Origin of the sequence: Metabacillus halosaccharovorans (genome assembly GCF_002019635.1) — a bacterium.
Lineage (GTDB): Bacteria > Bacillota > Bacilli > Bacillales > Bacillaceae > Metabacillus > Metabacillus halosaccharovorans.
Genome location: NZ_KV917371.1, coordinates 36,071 through 53,648, shown reverse-complemented (window position 1 = coordinate 53,648; position 17,578 = coordinate 36,071). Strand labels below are relative to the sequence as shown.

Genomic DNA, 17,578 nt, shown 5'->3' with positions numbered 1-17,578 from the left:
AAATATTTAACTTATTATTAGTACATACACGAAATTTAAGTCCCTAATTTCTATATTTGTTAACACATGCTATAATTAGAAGCTTAGAAAATGTAAGTTTTGTTCAACATAACAGGATGCCTACAAAAGCCTCCGCTCAGTGAAAAAAATAGGAGTTGTAAAGAATGAATAAACGATGGACAATCGGAAAAATTAAAGATTTTGTTGAGAATAATTCTGAAAGTAAGTTACTAACGACAGAATATCATGGCTTTTCTCAAAAGTTACAATTTAAGTGTGCATGTGGTAACGATTTTGAGAAAACCTTCACGAAATTTAAAAATAATAATCAACGTAAATGTGACGTGTGTCAACCACCAAAAGCGTCTCGTTAAGCCTACCAAAGAGTGCCGGTTTCTTTTAAATAGAAGTTGGCACTTTTTTATATAATTGTGATTAAGGAAATAGAGGGGGATTTATTTATGAAAGTGAGGCTTACAAACTTTAGTGAAGATTGGTCACGAATGTTTCAAACGGAGGCACAATTTCTGAAAACAATTTTTGGAGATGAAATCATCAAGTTTGAACATTTTGGAAGTACGTCAGTTCCCGGCATGAAGGCAAAACCTGTAATTGATATGATGTGCATCGTTAAAGACATAGAGAAGATTGATTTATTTAACACCAAAATGAATTCCCTCGATTATGATGTTGCAGGGGAATGGGGCATTGCAGGCAGAAGGTTATTCCGTAAAGGTGGGGAAAACAGAACCCATCATATTCACTTTTACCAAAAGAACAATCCTCAAATTGACCGTCACCTTATCTTTCGAGATTACCTGCGCTCTCATCCAAAAGAGGTCGAAAAGTACAGCAAGTTAAAAGAAAGGTTGGCTCAACGTTTCGATTTCACAAGTGAATATAGTCCAGCAAAAAAAACATTTGTGAAGGAAATGGAGCAGAGAGCACTTAGTTGGTTTGAGGATAAATGAGTTCTTAATTATTTTAGAAAACTTTTTCATTTGTATTTGGTGAATGTTAAGTTCCAAACTATCAAAAAAAACACACCCACAAACATTAAATTAATATTGTTTGTGGGTGTGTTTTTTTGTTTTTCAAAATCTATAGTGGAGCGTAATGAAACGAACTAGTTTTCTATTTTAACTGTTAATATCCAACAAATCATTTATGACAATTGTCACCTCACATCATGACAAAATCTACTAATCCAAATCCTTCCTCCATTGTAAAATTACCATATAAACGATGGAGGTGTCACAAATGGAACCGATAATTGAGCTAAATAAAGTAACGAAAGTTTTTAAAAATAAAACCGCTGTTCATGAGATTTCGTTTTCTATTCATAAAGGAGAAATTGTTGCGATCCTGGGACCTAATGGAGCGGGAAAAACAACAACAATGAATATGATGCTTGGGCTGTTAGAGCCTAGTGAGGGAAATATCCAACTATTTAAAAAACAGCCCAAAGATAAATTTGTAAGGGAGAAAATTGGTGCGATGCTGCAGGAGGTAAGTGTAATTAATGCTTTAAAGGTAAAAGAAGTGATTCACCTTTTTAGAAGCTATTATCCTAATCCCTTGTCTTTTGAAGAGCTAGTGGATTTAACCGGTTTTAGTCAGAATGAATGTCAAAAACGGGCAAATAAGCTTTCTGGAGGACAAAAAAGAAGACTTGGCTTCGCCATTGCGATGGCAGGTAATCCTGATGTGTTATTTTTTGATGAACCAACAGTTGGCTTGGATGTGACATCAAGAAAAGTGTTTTGGAATACGGTGAAGGAATTAAAACAACGGGGAAAAACAATTATTTTTACAACACACTATTTACAGGAAGCAGATGATATTGCTGAGCGAGTGATACTCTTTCATGAAGGAAAGATTGTCGGAGATGGGACTCCTTTGGATATTAAGAGTAAGCTCACAAAACAAGCCGTAACATTTTCAGCAGATTCAACCATTCGTTATGAGGAATTAACCGTTCTTCCTTTTGTAACTGATGTATACGAAAAAGATGGACGGTTTTATGTTTTAACAGAGCAACCCGATGATTGTCTCAAGGCTATATTTGCGAAAGGTATTCCAGTACGTAACATTGGAGTTGAACGGGGACGTCTTGAAGATGCGTTTGAACAAGTAATGGAAAAAAGGGAGGTTGTTTAATATGAACGGACTTTTGATGCAATGTAAGATGGAGGTATTGAGGATTTTACGGAATCCCTATTACGTGTTTTGGTCATTGTTTATGCCTATTGCCTTTTATATCCTGTTTACTAGAATTTTTAACTCTGCAATGGATGATCAACAACTATGGCAGGCGCATTATCTAATGTCAATGACAGCCTTTAGTTTGATGGGCTCTGCGATCATGACTCTTGGTATCCGCCTGGTTGAAGAAAAAGCTCAAGGGTGGTCTACCTTTATGAGGATAACTCCTTTATCTGATCATGCCTATTTCTTTGCAAAAATGGTCGGGCAAACAATGATTCATATATTGTCGATTGCGGTTATTTTTACAGCTGGAGCAATGATTAATGGGGTTTCACTGTCAGTGGTGGAATGGCTACTGTGTGGGTTGTGGCTATTGTTTGGTTCCTTGCCATTCCTTGCTTTGGGGACTTTGGTAGGAACAATGAAAAGGGTAGATACAGCCGCAGGGATTTCAAATATGGTGTATATGATTCTTGCTATTGCAGGTGGTATGTGGATGCCGCTTGAGATTATGCCGGATTTTGTCCAAACGATTGGGAAATGGCTTCCATCTTATCATTTTGGCAATGGTGCATGGCAAATCGTTCGAAGTGAACAGCCGGAATGGACTAATTTCATCCTTTTAATTGGGTATCTCTTCCTATTTGTGGTAATATCAGGTTGTATTAGGAGAAAACAAGAAGCGGCGGTGTAAGCTAAATGGTCCAGAAATTAAAGGGGTTTAGGGTTTTTCCAGATAGATATGGTTTCTTTCCATATGTGTTTTTAATATATCTTGCGATGCCTGCCTTTTATGTAGCAATTGCACAAGGGTGGAAACGAATAATTGGAATCGGGTTGCTGCTGTTATTTCTTATCACATATCGGCAGCTCTATAACTCCTTTGATAAGAAATCATATACGTATTGGCTCGTTATACAAGTTTTTGTCATTTTAATTCTAGCAATCTTATTTAATCTCTATAACATCTTTTTAGGGTTTTTTACAGCACATTTTATTGGGTGGTATAAGAGTAAGAGAACGTTTTTCAGCGCTTTGGGTATGTTTGCGATCGTCATTATATCACCGTTGATTGTTCAAAGAGAGACCTTGGAGTTACAAGACCTATACTATTATGGAATTTTTATCCTCATTATGTTCATCTCCCCATTCGGCATCAGGTCTATGAGTACCAGAATGGAATTGGAGAAAAAGCTGGATGAAGCAAATGAACAAATTAAAGAATTGGTCAAACGAGATGAAAGAATGCGTATTGCGAGAGATCTTCATGATCATTTAGGTCATACACTATCACTCATTACGTTAAAAAGTCAGCTCGTGCATAAATTAATAAATAAGGATACTGAAAAAGCCAAATTGGAGACGAAAGAGATTGAACGAACTTCCCGTTCGGCACTAAAGCAAGTAAGAGAATTGGTATCAGATATGAGAGCCATTACGGTAGCGGAAGAACTGATTGAGTCGGAAATTCTTTTACAAGCAGCAGGAGTTTCCTATCAATTTACAGGAGATTCAAAGTTGGAAGATGTTCCATTACTCACGCAGAATATCCTCAGCATGTGTCTTAAAGAAGGAGTAACAAATGTGGTCAAACATAGTCAGGCAAAAAACTGTGTCGTTCAGCTCGTGAAAAGAGATGGAGAAATTGAATTATCTGTTTTAGACGACGGGAAAGGGCTTGATGAAACAAATGTGGACGGCAATGGATTGAAGGGAATTAACGAACGTTTAAGATTAATAGATGGATTTATGAAAATTATTTCACACAAAGGAACAAAACTGTTCATTACTATTCCCATCATTGTAAAGGAAAAGAAAGCTGGTGTTGGATCGTGATTAGAGTGATGATTGCAGAAGATCAAGGGATGTTAAGGGGAGCATTAGGCTCTTTACTAGATTTTGAGGATGATATTAAAATTGTAGGGGAGGCATCAAATGGCAAGGAAGCATTAAACATGATTCTCTCCCTTAAACCTGATGTTTGTTTAATGGATATAGAAATGCCTCTAATGAGTGGTCTTGATGTAGCGGAAGAGGCAAAAAAACAATTCTCCACCTGTAAAATCATTATATTAACAACGTTTGCGCGCCCCGGATATTTTGAGCAGGCAGTAAAAATTGGCGTAAATGGCTATATGTTAAAAGACGGTTCCATTGACGAGCTTGCTGAGTCGATTCGAAGTGTTATGAAAGGAAAACGTGAATTTGCTCCGGAACTGATTTTTGGAAGTATGAAGCAAGATAACCCGTTGACTGATCGTGAAAAGGATGTATTACGATTGGCATCAGAAGGAAAAACCTCAAAAGACATCTCTTCAGAATTATTTTTATCAGCAGGTACTGTCCGAAATTATATGTCAGAAATACTCAACAAACTAGAAGTGAAAAACCGAACGGAAGCTGTGACGGTAGCGAAGGAAAAAGGGTGGATTTAGTAGAGAATAAGTTGAGGGGGATGTCCAAATGAAAACCATCAAAAGCATGTTTGACCATTTACATTGGGCTAATCAGCAGATTTTCAAAACTCTAAAAGCCAACGAACCTAGAGGCAGCCACAAAGCTAGACAGTTCTTTGCACATATTCTTTGTGCAGAACAAGTATGGTTAACGAGAATTCAAGGAAAGGATAGCTCAAAATTACCCATTTGGGCAGATGTTGGATTAGAGGACTGTGAGAAACTTTTAAAACTAAATGAAAAGGGCTTTTCTGAAATCCTAACAAATTTATCAGAAGAGAACCATATCGGCCTTGTCCAGTACAGAAATAGTAAAGGTGAGGAATTTCAAACAACACTTATCGATATTTTAACTCATGTTGCTCTACATGGTCATTATCATCGCGGGCAGGTTAACTTACAACTTCGAGCAGAAGGAATGGAACCTGTTGGTATTGACTTCATTACATTTGTAAGAGGAATTTGATAAAAGTAATATCATATCGATAATCCTAAAAAATACGTTTAAGGGAGAAAAATCATGAGTGAACAAGAAAAATTAAAAATTTTTGATGATGATCGAAACCATATAGGAATCGCTTCCCGGAGTGATGTACATAGACTTGGGCTTTGGCATGAAGTATTTCACTGTTGGTTTATTAGAAATGAAGAGGGAGTAGATTATATCTATTTACAGCTTCGTAGTAAAAGTAAAAAAGACTATCCCAATCTATTAGATATCACGGCTGCCGGGCATTTATTAGCTGACGAAACCGTTTTGGATGGAGTAAGAGAAATAGAAGAAGAAATAGGTGTAAGTGTCGATTTTGATGAATTAATAAACTTGGGAGAAATCCGGTATTGTGTATCGAAGGAAGGTTTTATTGATAAAGAATTAGCAAACGTTTTTTTATATAAAAGTGAATATACCTTTGATGATTTCACACTTCAATCAGAAGAAGTTGCAGGTATTGTAAGAGCTGAATTTACTGATTTTGCTCAACTATGGTTTGGTGAAAAAGATGAAATTGAAATCAGTGGATTTGAATTAACGGATGAAGGTGAAAAATGTAGCATTCGTAAACATGTAAGCAGAGATAAATTTGTGCCACATGAAGTTTCTTTCTATAAAGAAGTGATTGGCAAGTTGCAAGAACTTTGTGTTGACAGAATAGGGGTTTGAAAATGGTTGGTTTACTTAATCTTGGCAGCCTTGTGCTTGGACTTGTTGCATGGATCCTTCCAATTGTGAATATTGTGCAGGTTAAAAATCAGAACAATAGGAAGTCGATGACGCTCTCCGTTTTGAGTATAAGTGCATGCGCTATTTCACTATGTTTCCAAATTTTCTATAGTTATCATCTCGTACAAATTGAGGATTGGTCAGCACTAATGGACACAGCTGGTGCAGTTGCATACGTTGGTGCTTATCTGCTCATTGTGACCTTACTATTAAATGGAGTTACTTTGTTTATTTATCGCCGGAGACCAGCAAAATAGACTTTTTGTAAAGCCTTTAATTTTTACTCATTATTACTCAAGCTGAGAATACAATGAGTAAAAAATAAGAAGGTGATACAAGAATGTCCGTTTCATTACCTGTGGCCATAAAAACAATAAAGATTAGCAGTGCGCCAAAAAAGGCAGTCGTTTATCCGAGAGTTGTTCGCATGCGAAATCAACAATTGCAAACATATATCAATCAGGTGATTGTATATACAACACAGCAGCTCATCGATCAACAAGTTGGAAATATGCCAAGCACGGTTGAAGAAATGCTCGGAGAATATGAGATCAAAAACAACCAACGTCAAGTATTGAGCTTATCACTTTCAAATTATACGTATCATGAAAAAGCGGCACATGGGTTGACAATTATTAAGTCTTTAACATTTGATCTCAATAAGGGAAAGCTTTGTAACCTTAAAGATTTATTTAAACCTGGAAGTGATTATATAAAAACTCTCTCAAGCATCATCCAGGAGCAAATAAAAGAGCGCGATATTCCAATTCTCAATGGCTTTACTTCAATTTCGCCAGATCAGGAGTTTTACATGGCTGATAAAGCGTTGGTCATCTATTTTCAACTTTACGACATTACTCCATATGCATTTGGTTTTCCCATGTTTCCAATATCCGTTTATGAAATTCAAGATATCATAGATGAAAATGGACCTCTTGGCCGAATGGCTGTTAACAATTAGTTTAAAGCGAAGTCAAAAAATTAAAGTCAGTACTTAATGATCGCATCAATTTTTGCATTTGTCGTCTATATGGTTATTGTGAATCATTTTATTGTAGATCTTAATGATAGAATAAGGGAATTGACTAGAACATTCTTATCTTTTAATAATATACAGATTTATTTATACATGATGATATCAGTAGGCTTCATTTACATGATTTCATGGCTGCTGTCGATTCGGATTTATAAAAGGAAAGTGTTTTAAGGAAAAAGTGCATCTGTTTTACTGGATGCATTTTTTCTGTTTACGGCTTCAATAGCACATAAATAAAATCTCCTAATTTCAACCACTCTAATGCAAACGATTGTCCTTAAATTGAGGACTAGTAGGATAGAATCTTTGCATAATAGAGCGAAACCAATAACTTATATACAAATATTGGTCGTGTAAACAGAATTTATTGAAAACCTTAACAAATATTTTATAAAAATTTAATGCAAACGGTTGCTCATAATCTCATAGTCTGATATATTAGTTTTTAGATTACGAGGAGGAATGCATCGTGAATAGAATATGGTGGAAAGAAGCAGTTGCTTACCAGATCTACCCTCGCAGCTTTATGGATGCTAATGGTGATGGTATTGGTGATTTGCAAGGGATTATGTCCAAGCTGGATTATTTGCAGGATTTAGGAATAGATGTGATTTGGATTTGTCCAATTTATACATCACCTAATGATGACAATGGGTATGATATAAGCGATTATAAGGGAATTATGGAAGATTTCGGAACGATGGCCGATTTTGATCTGCTTTTAAAAGAAGTTCATAAGCGCGGGATGAAATTAATCATGGACTTGGTTATTAACCATACATCTGATGAACATCCTTGGTTCATTGAATCTCGATCATCAAAAGAAAGTCCGTATCGAGATTATTATATATGGCACCCTGGTGAAAATGGGGAACCTAATAACTGGGAATCGATTTTTGGAGGGTCTGCTTGGGAGTATGATCCAGAGACGAAAGAATATTTTATGCATGTTTTCTCCCGCAAACAGCCGGATCTAAACTGGGAAAACCCAAATGTTCGAAAAGACTTATATGAGATGGTCAATTGGTGGCTTGATAAGGGAATTGACGGTTTTCGGGTTGATGCGATATCACATATTAAGAAAGTTGCAGGTTTCCCTGATTTACCAAATCCTAAGAACCTTAAATATGTTCCATCATTTGAAGGACATATGAATCAAGAGGGAATTGATGTATTTCTTCAGGAGCTGAAACGGGAAACGTTTGCTAAATATGACATTATGACTGTCGGTGAAGCTAATGGTGTAAAGCCAAATCAATCTGAAGAGTGGGTTGGAGAAGAAAAAGGCGTTTTTAATATGATTTTTCAATTTGAACATTTAGATCTCTGGGGAAAAAGCGTATCTGGAGGAATTGATCTTAAAGGATTGAAAGAAACGTTTAACGCATGGCAAACAGCACTTGATGGAAAAGGCTGGAATGCATTGTTTCTAGAAAATCATGATCAACCTCGTTCTGTTTCGACATGGGGGGACAGTGAGAACTACTGGGAACAATCAGCTAAATGTCTTGCGACGATGTATTTTCTCATGCAGGGAACACCGTTTATTTACCAGGGACAAGAAATTGGAATGACCAATGTTAAGTTCCCATCAATTGACGACTATAATGATGTTGCGATTAAAAATTTGTATCGAAACGGAATGGAAGATGGTCAAAGTCATGAAGAGTTGATGGAGATTATTTGGAAAAACGGCCGCGATAATTCAAGAACACCGATGCAATGGAATAATAGTGAGAATGCCGGTTTTACGACAGGGCAGCCTTGGTTAAAAATAAATCCGAATTTCACCGAAATAAATGTAGAACATGCGATGAATAACCCGGATTCCATTTATTATTACTATAAGAAATTGATTCAATTACGGAAAGAGCATTTGACCCTTGTGTATGGTAGTTTTAAGCTTATTTTGGAAAATCATCACCAAATTTTTGCTTACTTAAGAACATGGAAAGATGAAACATTTCTAATTATGACAAATCTTTTTGATGAAGAAGCTTCCTATCAACTGCCTGCTGAATGGCAACATCAAAATGCCGAATTGTTGATTGGAAATGAAAACGTTTCTGAAACGCCAGTTATGAATGGTGTATTAAAACCTTTTGAAGCAAGAGTATATCGATTAACATAATATTTTGCAACCGTTTGTGGAAACGGTTGCCTTTATAGGGAGAGAAAAAAGATGAAATTTATATCGTTTGAGTTTTGGCAAAAATTCGGAAAAGCTTTACTTGTTGTTGTAGCTGTTATGCCTGCTGCCGGAATCATGATTTCACTTGGTAAACTGATTGGAATGGCTAGTGGAGATATAGCATTGGTGCAAACGATTTCTTTAGTGATGGAGGAAATTGGTTGGGGAATTATTGGAAATCTCCACATTCTATTTGCGGTGGCAATTGGAGGATCATGGGCGAAAGAACGTGCCGGTGGGGCATTTGCTGCGCTGATTGCATTCGTTCTAATTAACCGAATCACGGGTGCTATTTTTGGTGTTAACAGTGAGATGTTAAATGATTCGGAAGCGACGGTTACATCCCTTTTTGGAAGTGAATTAATTGTTAAGGATTATTTCGTATCGATTCTTGGTGCGCCAGCCTTAAATATGGGTGTGTTTGTAGGGATCATTTCCGGTTTCTTAGGAGCAAACATTTTTAATAAATATTATAACTTTAATAAGCTGCCACAATCACTTGCTTTTTTCAATGGAAAGCGTTTTGTACCGTTCGTTGTGATCGTTGGTTCTATTGTTACAGCTATTATTCTTTCAGTAGTATGGCCGTTCATTCAAGGTCTGCTAAATGATTTCGGCCGCTGGATTGCTTCATCACGTGAAACAGCTCCGGTTATTGCTCCGTTTATTTTCGGAACATTAGAAAGGCTTTTATTACCGTTCGGTTTACACCATATGTTAACGGTTCCTATGAACTATACTGAATTGGGTGGAACCTATACGATTTTAACAGGTTCAAGCGCAGGTACAACGGTTTCAGGTCAAGACCCTTTATGGCTTGCATGGATTGCTGACTTAAATAATTTACTAGCTGCAGGTGATACAGCTGGATATGAAGCATTACTAAATGAAGTAACACCAGCTCGTTTTAAAGTGGGTCAAATGATTTTATCATGTGCATCCTTAATTGGTCTTGCATTGGCAATGTACAAAAATGTTGATAAAGATAAACGCACAAAATATAAGTCTATGTTCTTTTCTGCAGGTTTAGCGGTATTTTTAACAGGTGTTACTGAACCAATTGAATTTATGTTTATGTTTGTTGCACCGGTCCTTTATGTAGCATATGCGGTTATGACAGGACTAGCTTTTGCGATTGTTGATCTTGTTCATATCCGAATTCATTCCTTTGGAATTATCGAATTATTAACAAGAACACCGATGATTATGAAAGCGGGCTTATGGTTGGATTTAGTGTATTTTGTCGTCGCTTGTTTACTATTCTTCGCATTAAACTATTTTGTGGCGAATTTCATGATCAAAAAATTTAAATATGCGACTCCAGGAAGATTAGGAAACTATATTGAAGAGGAAGCTCCATCAACGTCACAAGGCGGTGCAAATGTACAGGACGAATCACTTGCGACAACAGTGATCGGGTTATTAGGTGGAAGTGAGAATATCGAAGACGTTGATGCGTGTATGACGCGACTCCGTGTTACAATAAAAGATATGAATGCGGTTGCTACTGAGCAGGAATGGAAGAAAAATGGAGCGCTAGGCTTAATCCTAAAAGATAAAGGTGTTCAAGCCATTTATGGACCAAAAGCTGACGTATTAAAATCAGATATACAAGACCGTTTAGGGGTTTAAACGATGAAATTATTAACACTTAATTGCCATTCCTGGCAGGAAGAGGATCAATTTTCAAAAATATCGATTTTAGCTGAAACCATTCAGAAAAAGTCATATGATGTGATTGCCCTTCAGGAAGTAAGTCAATCCATCAAGTCCGAAATCATCGATGGACAAGTGAAAAAAGATAATTTTGCTATAGTATTACTTGAAGAATTAAAAAAATTAGGAAATACAGATTATCAATTTGTTTGGGATTTCTCACATATTGGATATGACATATATGAAGAAGGTATTGCACTATTAACAAAACACCCGATCGAGAAAACAACATCCTTTTTTATTAGTCAGTCAGAAAATACGGAGTATTGGAAAACAAGAAAAATTGTTGGAGCTGACATTCGGATAGAAGATGATACTTTTAGCTTTTATTCGTGTCACCTTGGCTGGTGGGGCGATGAAGAAGAACCGTTTAAACAACAAATCGATGCTTTATGTGATAGGGCGAACGGTAATGAAAAGTATTTTCTTATGGGTGACTTCAATAATGATGCACATATTAAAGGGGAAGGATACGATTATTTGCTGAGCAAGGGTCTTTATGATTCTTACTCGTTATCTAAAGAGAAAGATTCCGGGGTAACGGTTGCTGGCAAGATTGCCGGTTGGGACAAGAACAAGCGTGATTTGCGTATTGATTATATTTTTTCTAACGTTCCAGTTAATGTGCAAAAGTCTTCTGTTATTTTTAACGGGGAAAATAAACCGGTTATATCAGATCATTATGGGGTAGAGATTACTATCTAATCAAATCGAAGGAGAGAGCGATATGTTCAAATTGTTTACACAAAAAAAGGAACCAATTCATGCTCCTTTAACAGGAAAAGCAGTTGCGCTGGAACAAGTTCCGGATCCTGTTTTTTCTGAAAAAATGATGGGAGATGGAATGGCCATCGAACCAACGGAAAATCAAGTATATTCACCAGTTGACGGTGAGGTTGTCAGCGTGTTTCCAACAAAACACGCGATAACTATTCGTTCAAAATCCGGCGCAGAGATCCTTATTCACATGGGACTAGAAACAGTGAAATTAAATGGAGAAGGATTTCAAGTACATGTTGCGGAAGGTGACAAAATTAAAAAAGGAAATCCTATAGCGGAATTTGATATACAACAGGTATCAAACACTGGAACAAAAATCATCACACCGATCATTCTTTTAAATAGAGAACAGTTTAAAATCGAAAATAAACAAAACAATCAGTCCGTTTCTGGCGGTCAAGATGTGATTATGGAAATCACGAAAATTTAATGGTTGTGTTTTGGAGGTCTTAGTGTTGTATTCTACTAAGACCTCTTTTAATTGGTTAGGGCTGTTTTTGTAAGATTGTTGTAATTTAACATATAGTGGAGCGCAATGAAATGAACCAATTTTCACATTTTACGTTGCGTAATAAAACAAAGTATGCAAAAGCAAATTATTAAACCATTTAATCAACGTGCAACAAAAAGAGAAACACAGGTATAATAATAGAATCAATCAAACAAAAAGACAGAAACAAACTAGATAACTAGTTGAACGTTGGAGGAAACAAATGGACGAACGTGATTGGCTGATTTTAAAGGTGCTTTATGAAAAACAGAATATAACGAAAGCGGCTCATAGTTTATATATCTCACAGCCAACATTAACAAAAAAAATTCAACAAATAGAAAAACAGTTTGAAGTGGCGATCATTACACGGGGAGCAAAAGGGGTTCATTTTACTCCACAGGGTGAGTATCTAGTAAAATGTGCTGATGAAATGCTTAGTCGTCTATGTGAAATGAAAGAAACAGTCCAAAATATGTCTCAGGAGGTAGGCGGGACGTTGCGATTAGCGGTTTCGAATTATATGACAAGGCACAAATTACCTGGACTTTTAAAGCTATTTCGTGAACAATTTCCTAATGTAAATTACAAAGTGACAACAGGGTGGAGTCATGAGGTATACCATCTTGTTTATAACCAAGATGTCCATATTGGCATTGTACGAGGAGACTATCACTGGGCAGATGCCAAGCAACTGCTTTTTGAAGAAACGATTTGTATTGCCTCAAAAGAGAAAATTGAACTTGAAGATTTGCCTTCATTACCGAGAATCCAATATGAAACAGATATGACATTGAAAACGCTAATCGATAATTGGTGGACAGGAACCTTTTCCTCACCTCCATTCATTGGAATGGAAGTGGACAAAGCAGACACATGTAAGGAAATGGTACTAAATGGATTGGGTTATGGAATTCTCCCTAGTGTTCTTGTTGAAAATCATCCGAATCTTCATTGTATACATCTTGAAAACGAAAAAGGCCTTCCTCTAATAAGAAAAACATGGATGCTATATCATAAGGAATCTCTTGAGATGAAAGTTGTAAAGGAATTTGTTGATTATGTAAAAGAACTTGATTTAAAGGTTGATATTTAAGTCATGGCTATCCTGCCATGACTTTTTTAATCGGCTAGGAAACTATAAAAATCTTTAAACTGTGGATAAGCGCGCGACATCCAGCTCCAAAGCACAGGACGTGCAAGTGCACTTTTGTTCTTAGAACTATTCGTTTTTTGAATACCTTTCGATAAAATATTTGTATTTCAATAAACTATTTTTTGAACTTATAATTTAGATACAGAGAATCAAAAGGAGTTAATGGCTTTTGTGTAAATGGTAATGGAGGTTTGAGCGATATGGACGTTTTTTTTCTTATTTTATTACATGTTATTTTGCCAGTTTTTACGTTAATAGGTATTGGTGCATTTCTACATCGGAAATTTACTTTTGATATGGGAACATTATCGAAATTAAACACGTATCTTCTTTTGCCGGCAGTTGGTTTTGCTAATGTTTATGAAAGTAAGATGGGAGGGGACATACTCCTGGAGATCCTTTGCTTTCTTGCGGTACAAAGTCTTTGTCTAATTATTATTACATCAGTCATTTCAAAGGTGTTTAAATTCGAGAACAGGTTATCATCCACTTTTAAAAACAGTGTGGTATTAATTAACTCAGGTAATTTCGGATTACCTGTAAGTCAGCTTGTGTTTCAGCATAACCCATTAGGTGCATCTATCCAAATTGTTGTGATGGTTTTTCAAAATCTCCTAACATATACGTATGGATTGTTTAATTCCGTTTCTGTTGGCAGTAGTAAATTACAAGCGATGAAGGCATTCTTCAAGAATCCCGTCATTTATACCTTTTTCTTAGGAATGTTACTCCATGTGACAGCTATTAAAGTCCCTGAATACATTTGGACTCCGATTGAAACAGTCTCAAATGCGTTTTTGGCCATCGCCCTTATTACACTTGGTGCTCAGAGTGCTTTTTTGAAAATTAACCACTTATCACTTCCGTTAATTCTAAGCTTAATAGGCAGACTGGTCATATCACCTTGTCTTGCCTTCGTCTTTATTTCTATTTTTCACTTGGAAGGAATTACAGCACAGGCTTTGTTTATCGCTAGTTCATTTCCGACTTCCAGAAATAGTTCTTTACTTGCTTTGGAATATGACAATCACCCTGATTATGCTGCGCAAACAGTCTTGCTGTCAACGATAGGTAGTATGATCACAGTGACGGTGGTCGTGTATCTTTCAAAGATTTTATTTCCTTAGATAAAATATGAAACTTTCTCGTTGCCGAAACGTATTTCCTTTAGAAAATGAAATTTCATAGCATTCAAAATAGGCTCATCATAATTTTAAATGAAGTTCTGAATATGACTATTTCAATAGGGGTATCTATCATCTTGTTATCGATTGAAGTGTTATATTTTTTGAGAAAAAAAGCAATGATTGAAGAATAAGGTGTACTTCCATAAAAGACAATTATAAATTGATAGAAGGAGGTGTAGGATGAAACAGCTCTATATAAAACAGAAGGTATTCAGTTTAAGCGGCAAGTTTACGGTGAAGGATCAGCAGGAGAATGATGTTTATTATGTGGAGGGAAGCTTTATGCAAATCCCAAAGACTTTCTCCATTATGAATCCAGCAAGAGAAGAAGTTGCGGTTATATCAAAAAAAGTGTTTAGCTTTTTACCGACGTTTTTTGTTGAGGTAAATAGTCGTAAGGTGCTAACGATTAAGAAAGAGTTTTCTTTCTTTAAAGCGCGTTATACGATTGATGCGGCAGGAATTGAGGTACAGGGAAATTGGTGGGATATGGATTTTTGTGTTTTACAGAATGGTGAAGTGATAAGTAATGTGAGCAAGGAGTGGTTCAGTTGGGGTGATAGCTATCGGGTCCAAATTTTGCAAGAAGAGATGGACGACATTATCATCGCATTAGTTGTAGCCATTGATTGTGTGAAGGCTGATCAAGCCGCCGCCGCTTCCTCAGCATCGACGATTTAACGTAGGGAAATGAGCCGTTTCTGCCTACTAAAACCAACCTCTAGAATTGTGAGGTTGGTTTTAAAATAAAGCCTCTGATTACTACTTTTGACTTGCAATCTTATTTCTATTAGGAGCAAGTGGTGGTTGTTCTAGCCATTTATTTTTCACCATCAAATTAAACCATTTCTTTGTAACCATAAGATTTTTTAATATCGTTCCTTCATAAGCAGTAACAAGATCAGTTCGCATTGCCGATGCAAGACCTGCCCCGTGATAATTCTGTGCTGCCTGGAATAAGAATCCAATATGATATAGCATCAATTTATCTGATAAAGGGGACTCAGTCGAGGTTGTTACTTCTGTTTCCCAAGATTTTGGAACAGGTAGGTTATCTGCTTGCATGATTTTTGCCAATGTTTTTATTTGCCCATCTGCTGTTTTCTCTGAATCGGATAAGAATTTTCTTACCTCTTTTTCTTGAGCAACTTGACTGAATGCAATAGAAAGTGTTTTAGCCATTATGCTTTTTTTAAGATTAAAGGAAATGCTAATGATTTCTGTAGCAGCTAACTTTCTACCTTTGCCAAAAAATCCATCGGTGAAGTCTTTATTTGAAATATATTCAGGGTTTTCAGCTGGATAGAATAAAGGGTCTCTTTGGAAATTACCTTTTTCAAGTAAAAGTTCAACTGTTTGATGATACATATTTTTTGCATCATTATTAAATGAATCATAAAGAAATCTTAAATCTTTTCTTACGGATACACCTAAGGAAGTACTGTGACCCAGCAAACCATGCAGCGTCATAATATGTAAGTAATTCAGACAAAATATATCCGTGAATAATCGTTGTTTTCCTTTAAAGAGGTCAGATTCAGAAAATCCAATTGGAATTGGAAAGCCCTCATTCTTCAACATTGAACTAATTTGTTCCTTTTGCCTTTTAAATATTTCTATAGCCTCTGCGAAAATTGCTTTAATTTGCACATCCTCAAGGATAGAAAACATATATTTATTTACTACATCAGTCATTGTACCATTTACATATTCTCCCCATAGTGAGCCTATTTCAGAAGATGTAAGTTTTAATTGATCTTTAGCCAACATATTCACCTCAACAACTTATTAAAAACAAAAAAATATCAAGTGCTTTTTGATAATTTGAAGATAAATTCAGTTTGATTATATAGATTTATAAAATATTATATCCAAACTGATCAATTCAATGTATAAGTGCTTCATGAAGAAAGATATTGCTAATGGTTATGATGAACAGTATTTTTTTATCTTTAAGTAGGATACATATGGAGGATTAAGGTGTTAATAGCCGAATACTATGTAAATAGATAGATGAATCAAACAGTCATCCCTAATTCTGGTGGGGAATTTTTTGGAGAATTAAATAATGGGGGAGGATAAAGATGGATACACTTAAAGAACCATTTGATTTTCCGGTACGGGAAAATACAAAGAGCTTCCTTGAAATCATACATGTAGAAACTGGTGAAAGAGAAACATTGGCAACCTTTGATCAAGTTATTGAAGCACCTAATTGGACACGTGATGACAGGATTATTTATAACAGCGGGGGACATATTTACTCCTTTGACATCAATACGAATGAAAGAAATGTCATTGATTCGGGGTTTGCTTGCTTTTGTAATAATGACCATGTGTTGTCTCCGGACGAATCTCAAATTGCAGTTAGTCACCATACGTTGGAAGATCGACAATCTCGCATCTATATTTTGCCACTAAAGGGTGGTCATCCGACTCTCATTACACCGATGGCACCTTCTTATTTGCATGGCTGGTCACCAGATGGCAAAACATTGTCTTACTGTGCTGAGCGGAACGGACAGTATGACATCTATACAATCCCAACAAGCGGTGGGATTGAAAAACAGTTAACAGATCTGCCTGGACTTGATGATGGTCCGGAATATTCTCCTGACGGCAGGCACATCTGGTTTAATTCAACACGTTCAGGACTTATGCAGATTTGGCGCATGAATGCTATGGGCAGTGATCAAACGCAAATGACATTCGAAGAAAGTAATAACTGGTTTCCGCATGTGTCACCAAATGGTGAAAAAGTAGTCTATCTATCTTATCGTAAAGGAGACGTCGAACCAGGAGATCATCCACCTAATAAGGATGTTGAATTACGCATCATGTCAAATTCCGGTGGTGAATCCCGCTTACTTCTAAAACTGTTTGGAGGACAAGGTACAATCAATGTGAATTCCTGGTCACCAGATAGCAAGCAAATTGCTTATGTGAGGTATGAACTAAATGATTAACATTTTATAAGGAATTACAAATTCTCTTTGCTAAAGCTGTTTTAGTAAAAATTGTTTATATATACTCGTATTTTAAAGCGTTTGTGAAATGGAGCGGAATATACTTGACTCCTGCGGGGAAGTGAGAAAGGCTGAGACCCCGCGGAAAGCAAGTATATGTAGCGCAATGG

19 protein-coding genes are annotated in these 17,578 nt (G+C 36.3%); 18 read left to right on the top strand and 1 reads right to left on the bottom strand.

All coding sequences use genetic code 11. From position 1 onward, the window contains the following. The first annotated feature begins 164 nt into the window (after positions 1-164). From BK577_RS00245 to BK577_RS00165, 17 genes are all read left to right on the top strand, one after another. Complete coding sequence (locus BK577_RS00245) at positions 165-374, top strand: hypothetical protein (protein ID WP_078431077.1); 210 nt, start codon at positions 165-167, stop codon at positions 372-374. 87 nt (positions 375-461) lie between these two features. Further along, the gene (locus BK577_RS00240) at positions 462-971 is read left to right on the top strand and encodes a GrpB family protein (protein WP_078431076.1); all 510 of its coding nucleotides are present in this window, start codon (positions 462-464) and stop codon (positions 969-971) included. A gap of 289 nt (positions 972-1,260) precedes the next feature. Further along, on the top strand, positions 1,261-2,160 hold the full coding sequence (locus BK577_RS00235) for an ABC transporter ATP-binding protein (RefSeq protein ID WP_139367239.1): 900 nt from the start codon (positions 1,261-1,263) through the stop codon (positions 2,158-2,160). 1 nt (position 2,161) lies between these two features. Continuing rightward, on the top strand, positions 2,162-2,902 hold the full coding sequence (locus BK577_RS00230; RefSeq protein ID WP_078431074.1) for an ABC transporter permease: 741 nt from the start codon (positions 2,162-2,164) through the stop codon (positions 2,900-2,902). 5 nt (positions 2,903-2,907) lie between these two features. Continuing rightward, the gene (locus tag BK577_RS00225; RefSeq protein ID WP_078431073.1) at positions 2,908-4,044 is read left to right on the top strand and encodes a sensor histidine kinase; all 1,137 of its coding nucleotides are present in this window, start codon (positions 2,908-2,910) and stop codon (positions 4,042-4,044) included. After that, a complete protein-coding gene (locus BK577_RS00220) occupies positions 4,041-4,643 on the top strand; it encodes a response regulator transcription factor (protein ID WP_078431072.1) in 603 nt (200 codons plus the stop codon). The genes BK577_RS00225 and BK577_RS00220 overlap by 4 nt, the downstream gene beginning before the upstream one ends. Positions 4,644-4,671: 28 nt before the next feature. Next, on the top strand, positions 4,672-5,130 hold the full coding sequence (locus BK577_RS00215) for a DinB family protein (protein WP_078431071.1): 459 nt from the start codon (positions 4,672-4,674) through the stop codon (positions 5,128-5,130). A gap of 54 nt (positions 5,131-5,184) precedes the next feature. Continuing rightward, positions 5,185-5,826 carry an NUDIX hydrolase gene (locus tag BK577_RS00210; RefSeq protein ID WP_078431070.1) on the top strand — a complete coding sequence of 214 codons (642 nt, stop codon included), beginning with the start codon at positions 5,185-5,187 and terminating at the stop codon, positions 5,824-5,826. 2 nt (positions 5,827-5,828) lie between these two features. Beyond that, positions 5,829-6,143: a hypothetical protein gene (locus tag BK577_RS00205; protein ID WP_078431069.1), complete on the top strand. Its 315-nt coding sequence runs from the start codon at positions 5,829-5,831 to the stop codon at positions 6,141-6,143. A gap of 83 nt (positions 6,144-6,226) precedes the next feature. Continuing rightward, on the top strand, positions 6,227-6,847 hold the full coding sequence (locus tag BK577_RS00200) for a DUF3298 and DUF4163 domain-containing protein (RefSeq protein ID WP_078431068.1): 621 nt from the start codon (positions 6,227-6,229) through the stop codon (positions 6,845-6,847). Between the two features lie 544 nt (positions 6,848-7,391). Next, positions 7,392-9,053, top strand: coding sequence for a glycoside hydrolase family 13 protein (locus BK577_RS00195; protein WP_078431067.1), 1,662 nt, complete (start codon positions 7,392-7,394; stop codon positions 9,051-9,053). A gap of 51 nt (positions 9,054-9,104) precedes the next feature. Further along, positions 9,105-10,745, top strand: a complete 1,641-nt coding sequence (locus tag BK577_RS00190; RefSeq protein WP_078431066.1) for a PTS transporter subunit IIBC — start codon at positions 9,105-9,107, stop codon at positions 10,743-10,745. A 3-nt stretch (positions 10,746-10,748) separates the two neighbouring features. Further along, entirely contained in the window at positions 10,749-11,534 is a 786-nt protein-coding gene (locus BK577_RS00185; RefSeq protein WP_078431065.1) for an endonuclease/exonuclease/phosphatase family protein, read from the top strand. A 22-nt stretch (positions 11,535-11,556) separates the two neighbouring features. Continuing rightward, positions 11,557-12,039 carry a PTS sugar transporter subunit IIA gene (locus BK577_RS00180; protein WP_078431064.1) on the top strand — a complete coding sequence of 161 codons (483 nt, stop codon included), beginning with the start codon at positions 11,557-11,559 and terminating at the stop codon, positions 12,037-12,039. 283 nt (positions 12,040-12,322) lie between these two features. Continuing rightward, positions 12,323-13,195, top strand: coding sequence for a LysR family transcriptional regulator (locus tag BK577_RS00175; RefSeq protein ID WP_078431063.1), 873 nt, complete (start codon positions 12,323-12,325; stop codon positions 13,193-13,195). Between the two features lie 260 nt (positions 13,196-13,455). Further along, positions 13,456-14,382, top strand: a complete 927-nt coding sequence (locus tag BK577_RS00170; protein WP_078431062.1) for an AEC family transporter — start codon at positions 13,456-13,458, stop codon at positions 14,380-14,382. Positions 14,383-14,622: 240 nt separating this feature from the next. Continuing rightward, the gene (locus tag BK577_RS00165; RefSeq protein ID WP_078431061.1) at positions 14,623-15,123 is read left to right on the top strand and encodes an LURP-one-related/scramblase family protein; all 501 of its coding nucleotides are present in this window, start codon (positions 14,623-14,625) and stop codon (positions 15,121-15,123) included. 81 nt (positions 15,124-15,204) lie between these two features. On the opposite strand, the gene BK577_RS00160 is transcribed toward BK577_RS00165, so the two are convergent. After that, positions 15,205-16,212 (bottom strand): DUF3231 family protein, encoded by a 1,008-nt coding sequence (locus BK577_RS00160; RefSeq protein ID WP_078431060.1) that lies wholly within the window; start codon positions 16,210-16,212, stop codon positions 15,205-15,207. Between the two features lie 314 nt (positions 16,213-16,526). Between BK577_RS00160 and BK577_RS00155 the strand changes: the two genes are divergently transcribed. Then, positions 16,527-17,408: a TolB family protein gene (locus BK577_RS00155; protein ID WP_078431059.1), complete on the top strand. Its 882-nt coding sequence runs from the start codon at positions 16,527-16,529 to the stop codon at positions 17,406-17,408. Positions 17,409-17,578 lie beyond the last annotated feature (170 nt).

What these genes read in the sequence shown, in the direction of transcription:
- BK577_RS00245 (WP_078431077.1), top strand. Translation starts at nt 165, where the DNA reads ATGAATAAACGATGGACAATCGGAAAAATTAAAGATTTTGTTGAGAAT.
- BK577_RS00240 (WP_078431076.1), top strand. Translation starts at nt 462, where the DNA reads ATGAAAGTGAGGCTTACAAACTTTAGTGAAGATTGGTCACGAATGTTT.
- BK577_RS00235 (WP_139367239.1), top strand. Translation starts at nt 1,261, where the DNA reads ATGGAACCGATAATTGAGCTAAATAAAGTAACGAAAGTTTTTAAAAAT.
- BK577_RS00230 (WP_078431074.1), top strand. Translation starts at nt 2,162, where the DNA reads ATGAACGGACTTTTGATGCAATGTAAGATGGAGGTATTGAGGATTTTA.
- BK577_RS00225 (WP_078431073.1), top strand. Translation starts at nt 2,908, where the DNA reads ATGGTCCAGAAATTAAAGGGGTTTAGGGTTTTTCCAGATAGATATGGT.
- BK577_RS00215 (WP_078431071.1), top strand. Translation starts at nt 4,672, where the DNA reads ATGAAAACCATCAAAAGCATGTTTGACCATTTACATTGGGCTAATCAG.
- BK577_RS00210 (WP_078431070.1), top strand. Translation starts at nt 5,185, where the DNA reads ATGAGTGAACAAGAAAAATTAAAAATTTTTGATGATGATCGAAACCAT.
- BK577_RS00205 (WP_078431069.1), top strand. Translation starts at nt 5,829, where the DNA reads ATGGTTGGTTTACTTAATCTTGGCAGCCTTGTGCTTGGACTTGTTGCA.
- BK577_RS00200 (WP_078431068.1), top strand. Translation starts at nt 6,227, where the DNA reads ATGTCCGTTTCATTACCTGTGGCCATAAAAACAATAAAGATTAGCAGT.
- BK577_RS00190 (WP_078431066.1), top strand. Translation starts at nt 9,105, where the DNA reads ATGAAATTTATATCGTTTGAGTTTTGGCAAAAATTCGGAAAAGCTTTA.
- BK577_RS00185 (WP_078431065.1), top strand. Translation starts at nt 10,749, where the DNA reads ATGAAATTATTAACACTTAATTGCCATTCCTGGCAGGAAGAGGATCAA.
- BK577_RS00180 (WP_078431064.1), top strand. Translation starts at nt 11,557, where the DNA reads ATGTTCAAATTGTTTACACAAAAAAAGGAACCAATTCATGCTCCTTTA.
- BK577_RS00175 (WP_078431063.1), top strand. Translation starts at nt 12,323, where the DNA reads ATGGACGAACGTGATTGGCTGATTTTAAAGGTGCTTTATGAAAAACAG.
- BK577_RS00170 (WP_078431062.1), top strand. Translation starts at nt 13,456, where the DNA reads ATGGACGTTTTTTTTCTTATTTTATTACATGTTATTTTGCCAGTTTTT.
- BK577_RS00165 (WP_078431061.1), top strand. Translation starts at nt 14,623, where the DNA reads ATGAAACAGCTCTATATAAAACAGAAGGTATTCAGTTTAAGCGGCAAG.
- BK577_RS00160 (WP_078431060.1), bottom strand. Translation starts at nt 16,212, where the DNA reads ATGTTGGCTAAAGATCAATTAAAACTTACATCTTCTGAAATAGGCTCA.
- BK577_RS00155 (WP_078431059.1), top strand. Translation starts at nt 16,527, where the DNA reads ATGGATACACTTAAAGAACCATTTGATTTTCCGGTACGGGAAAATACA.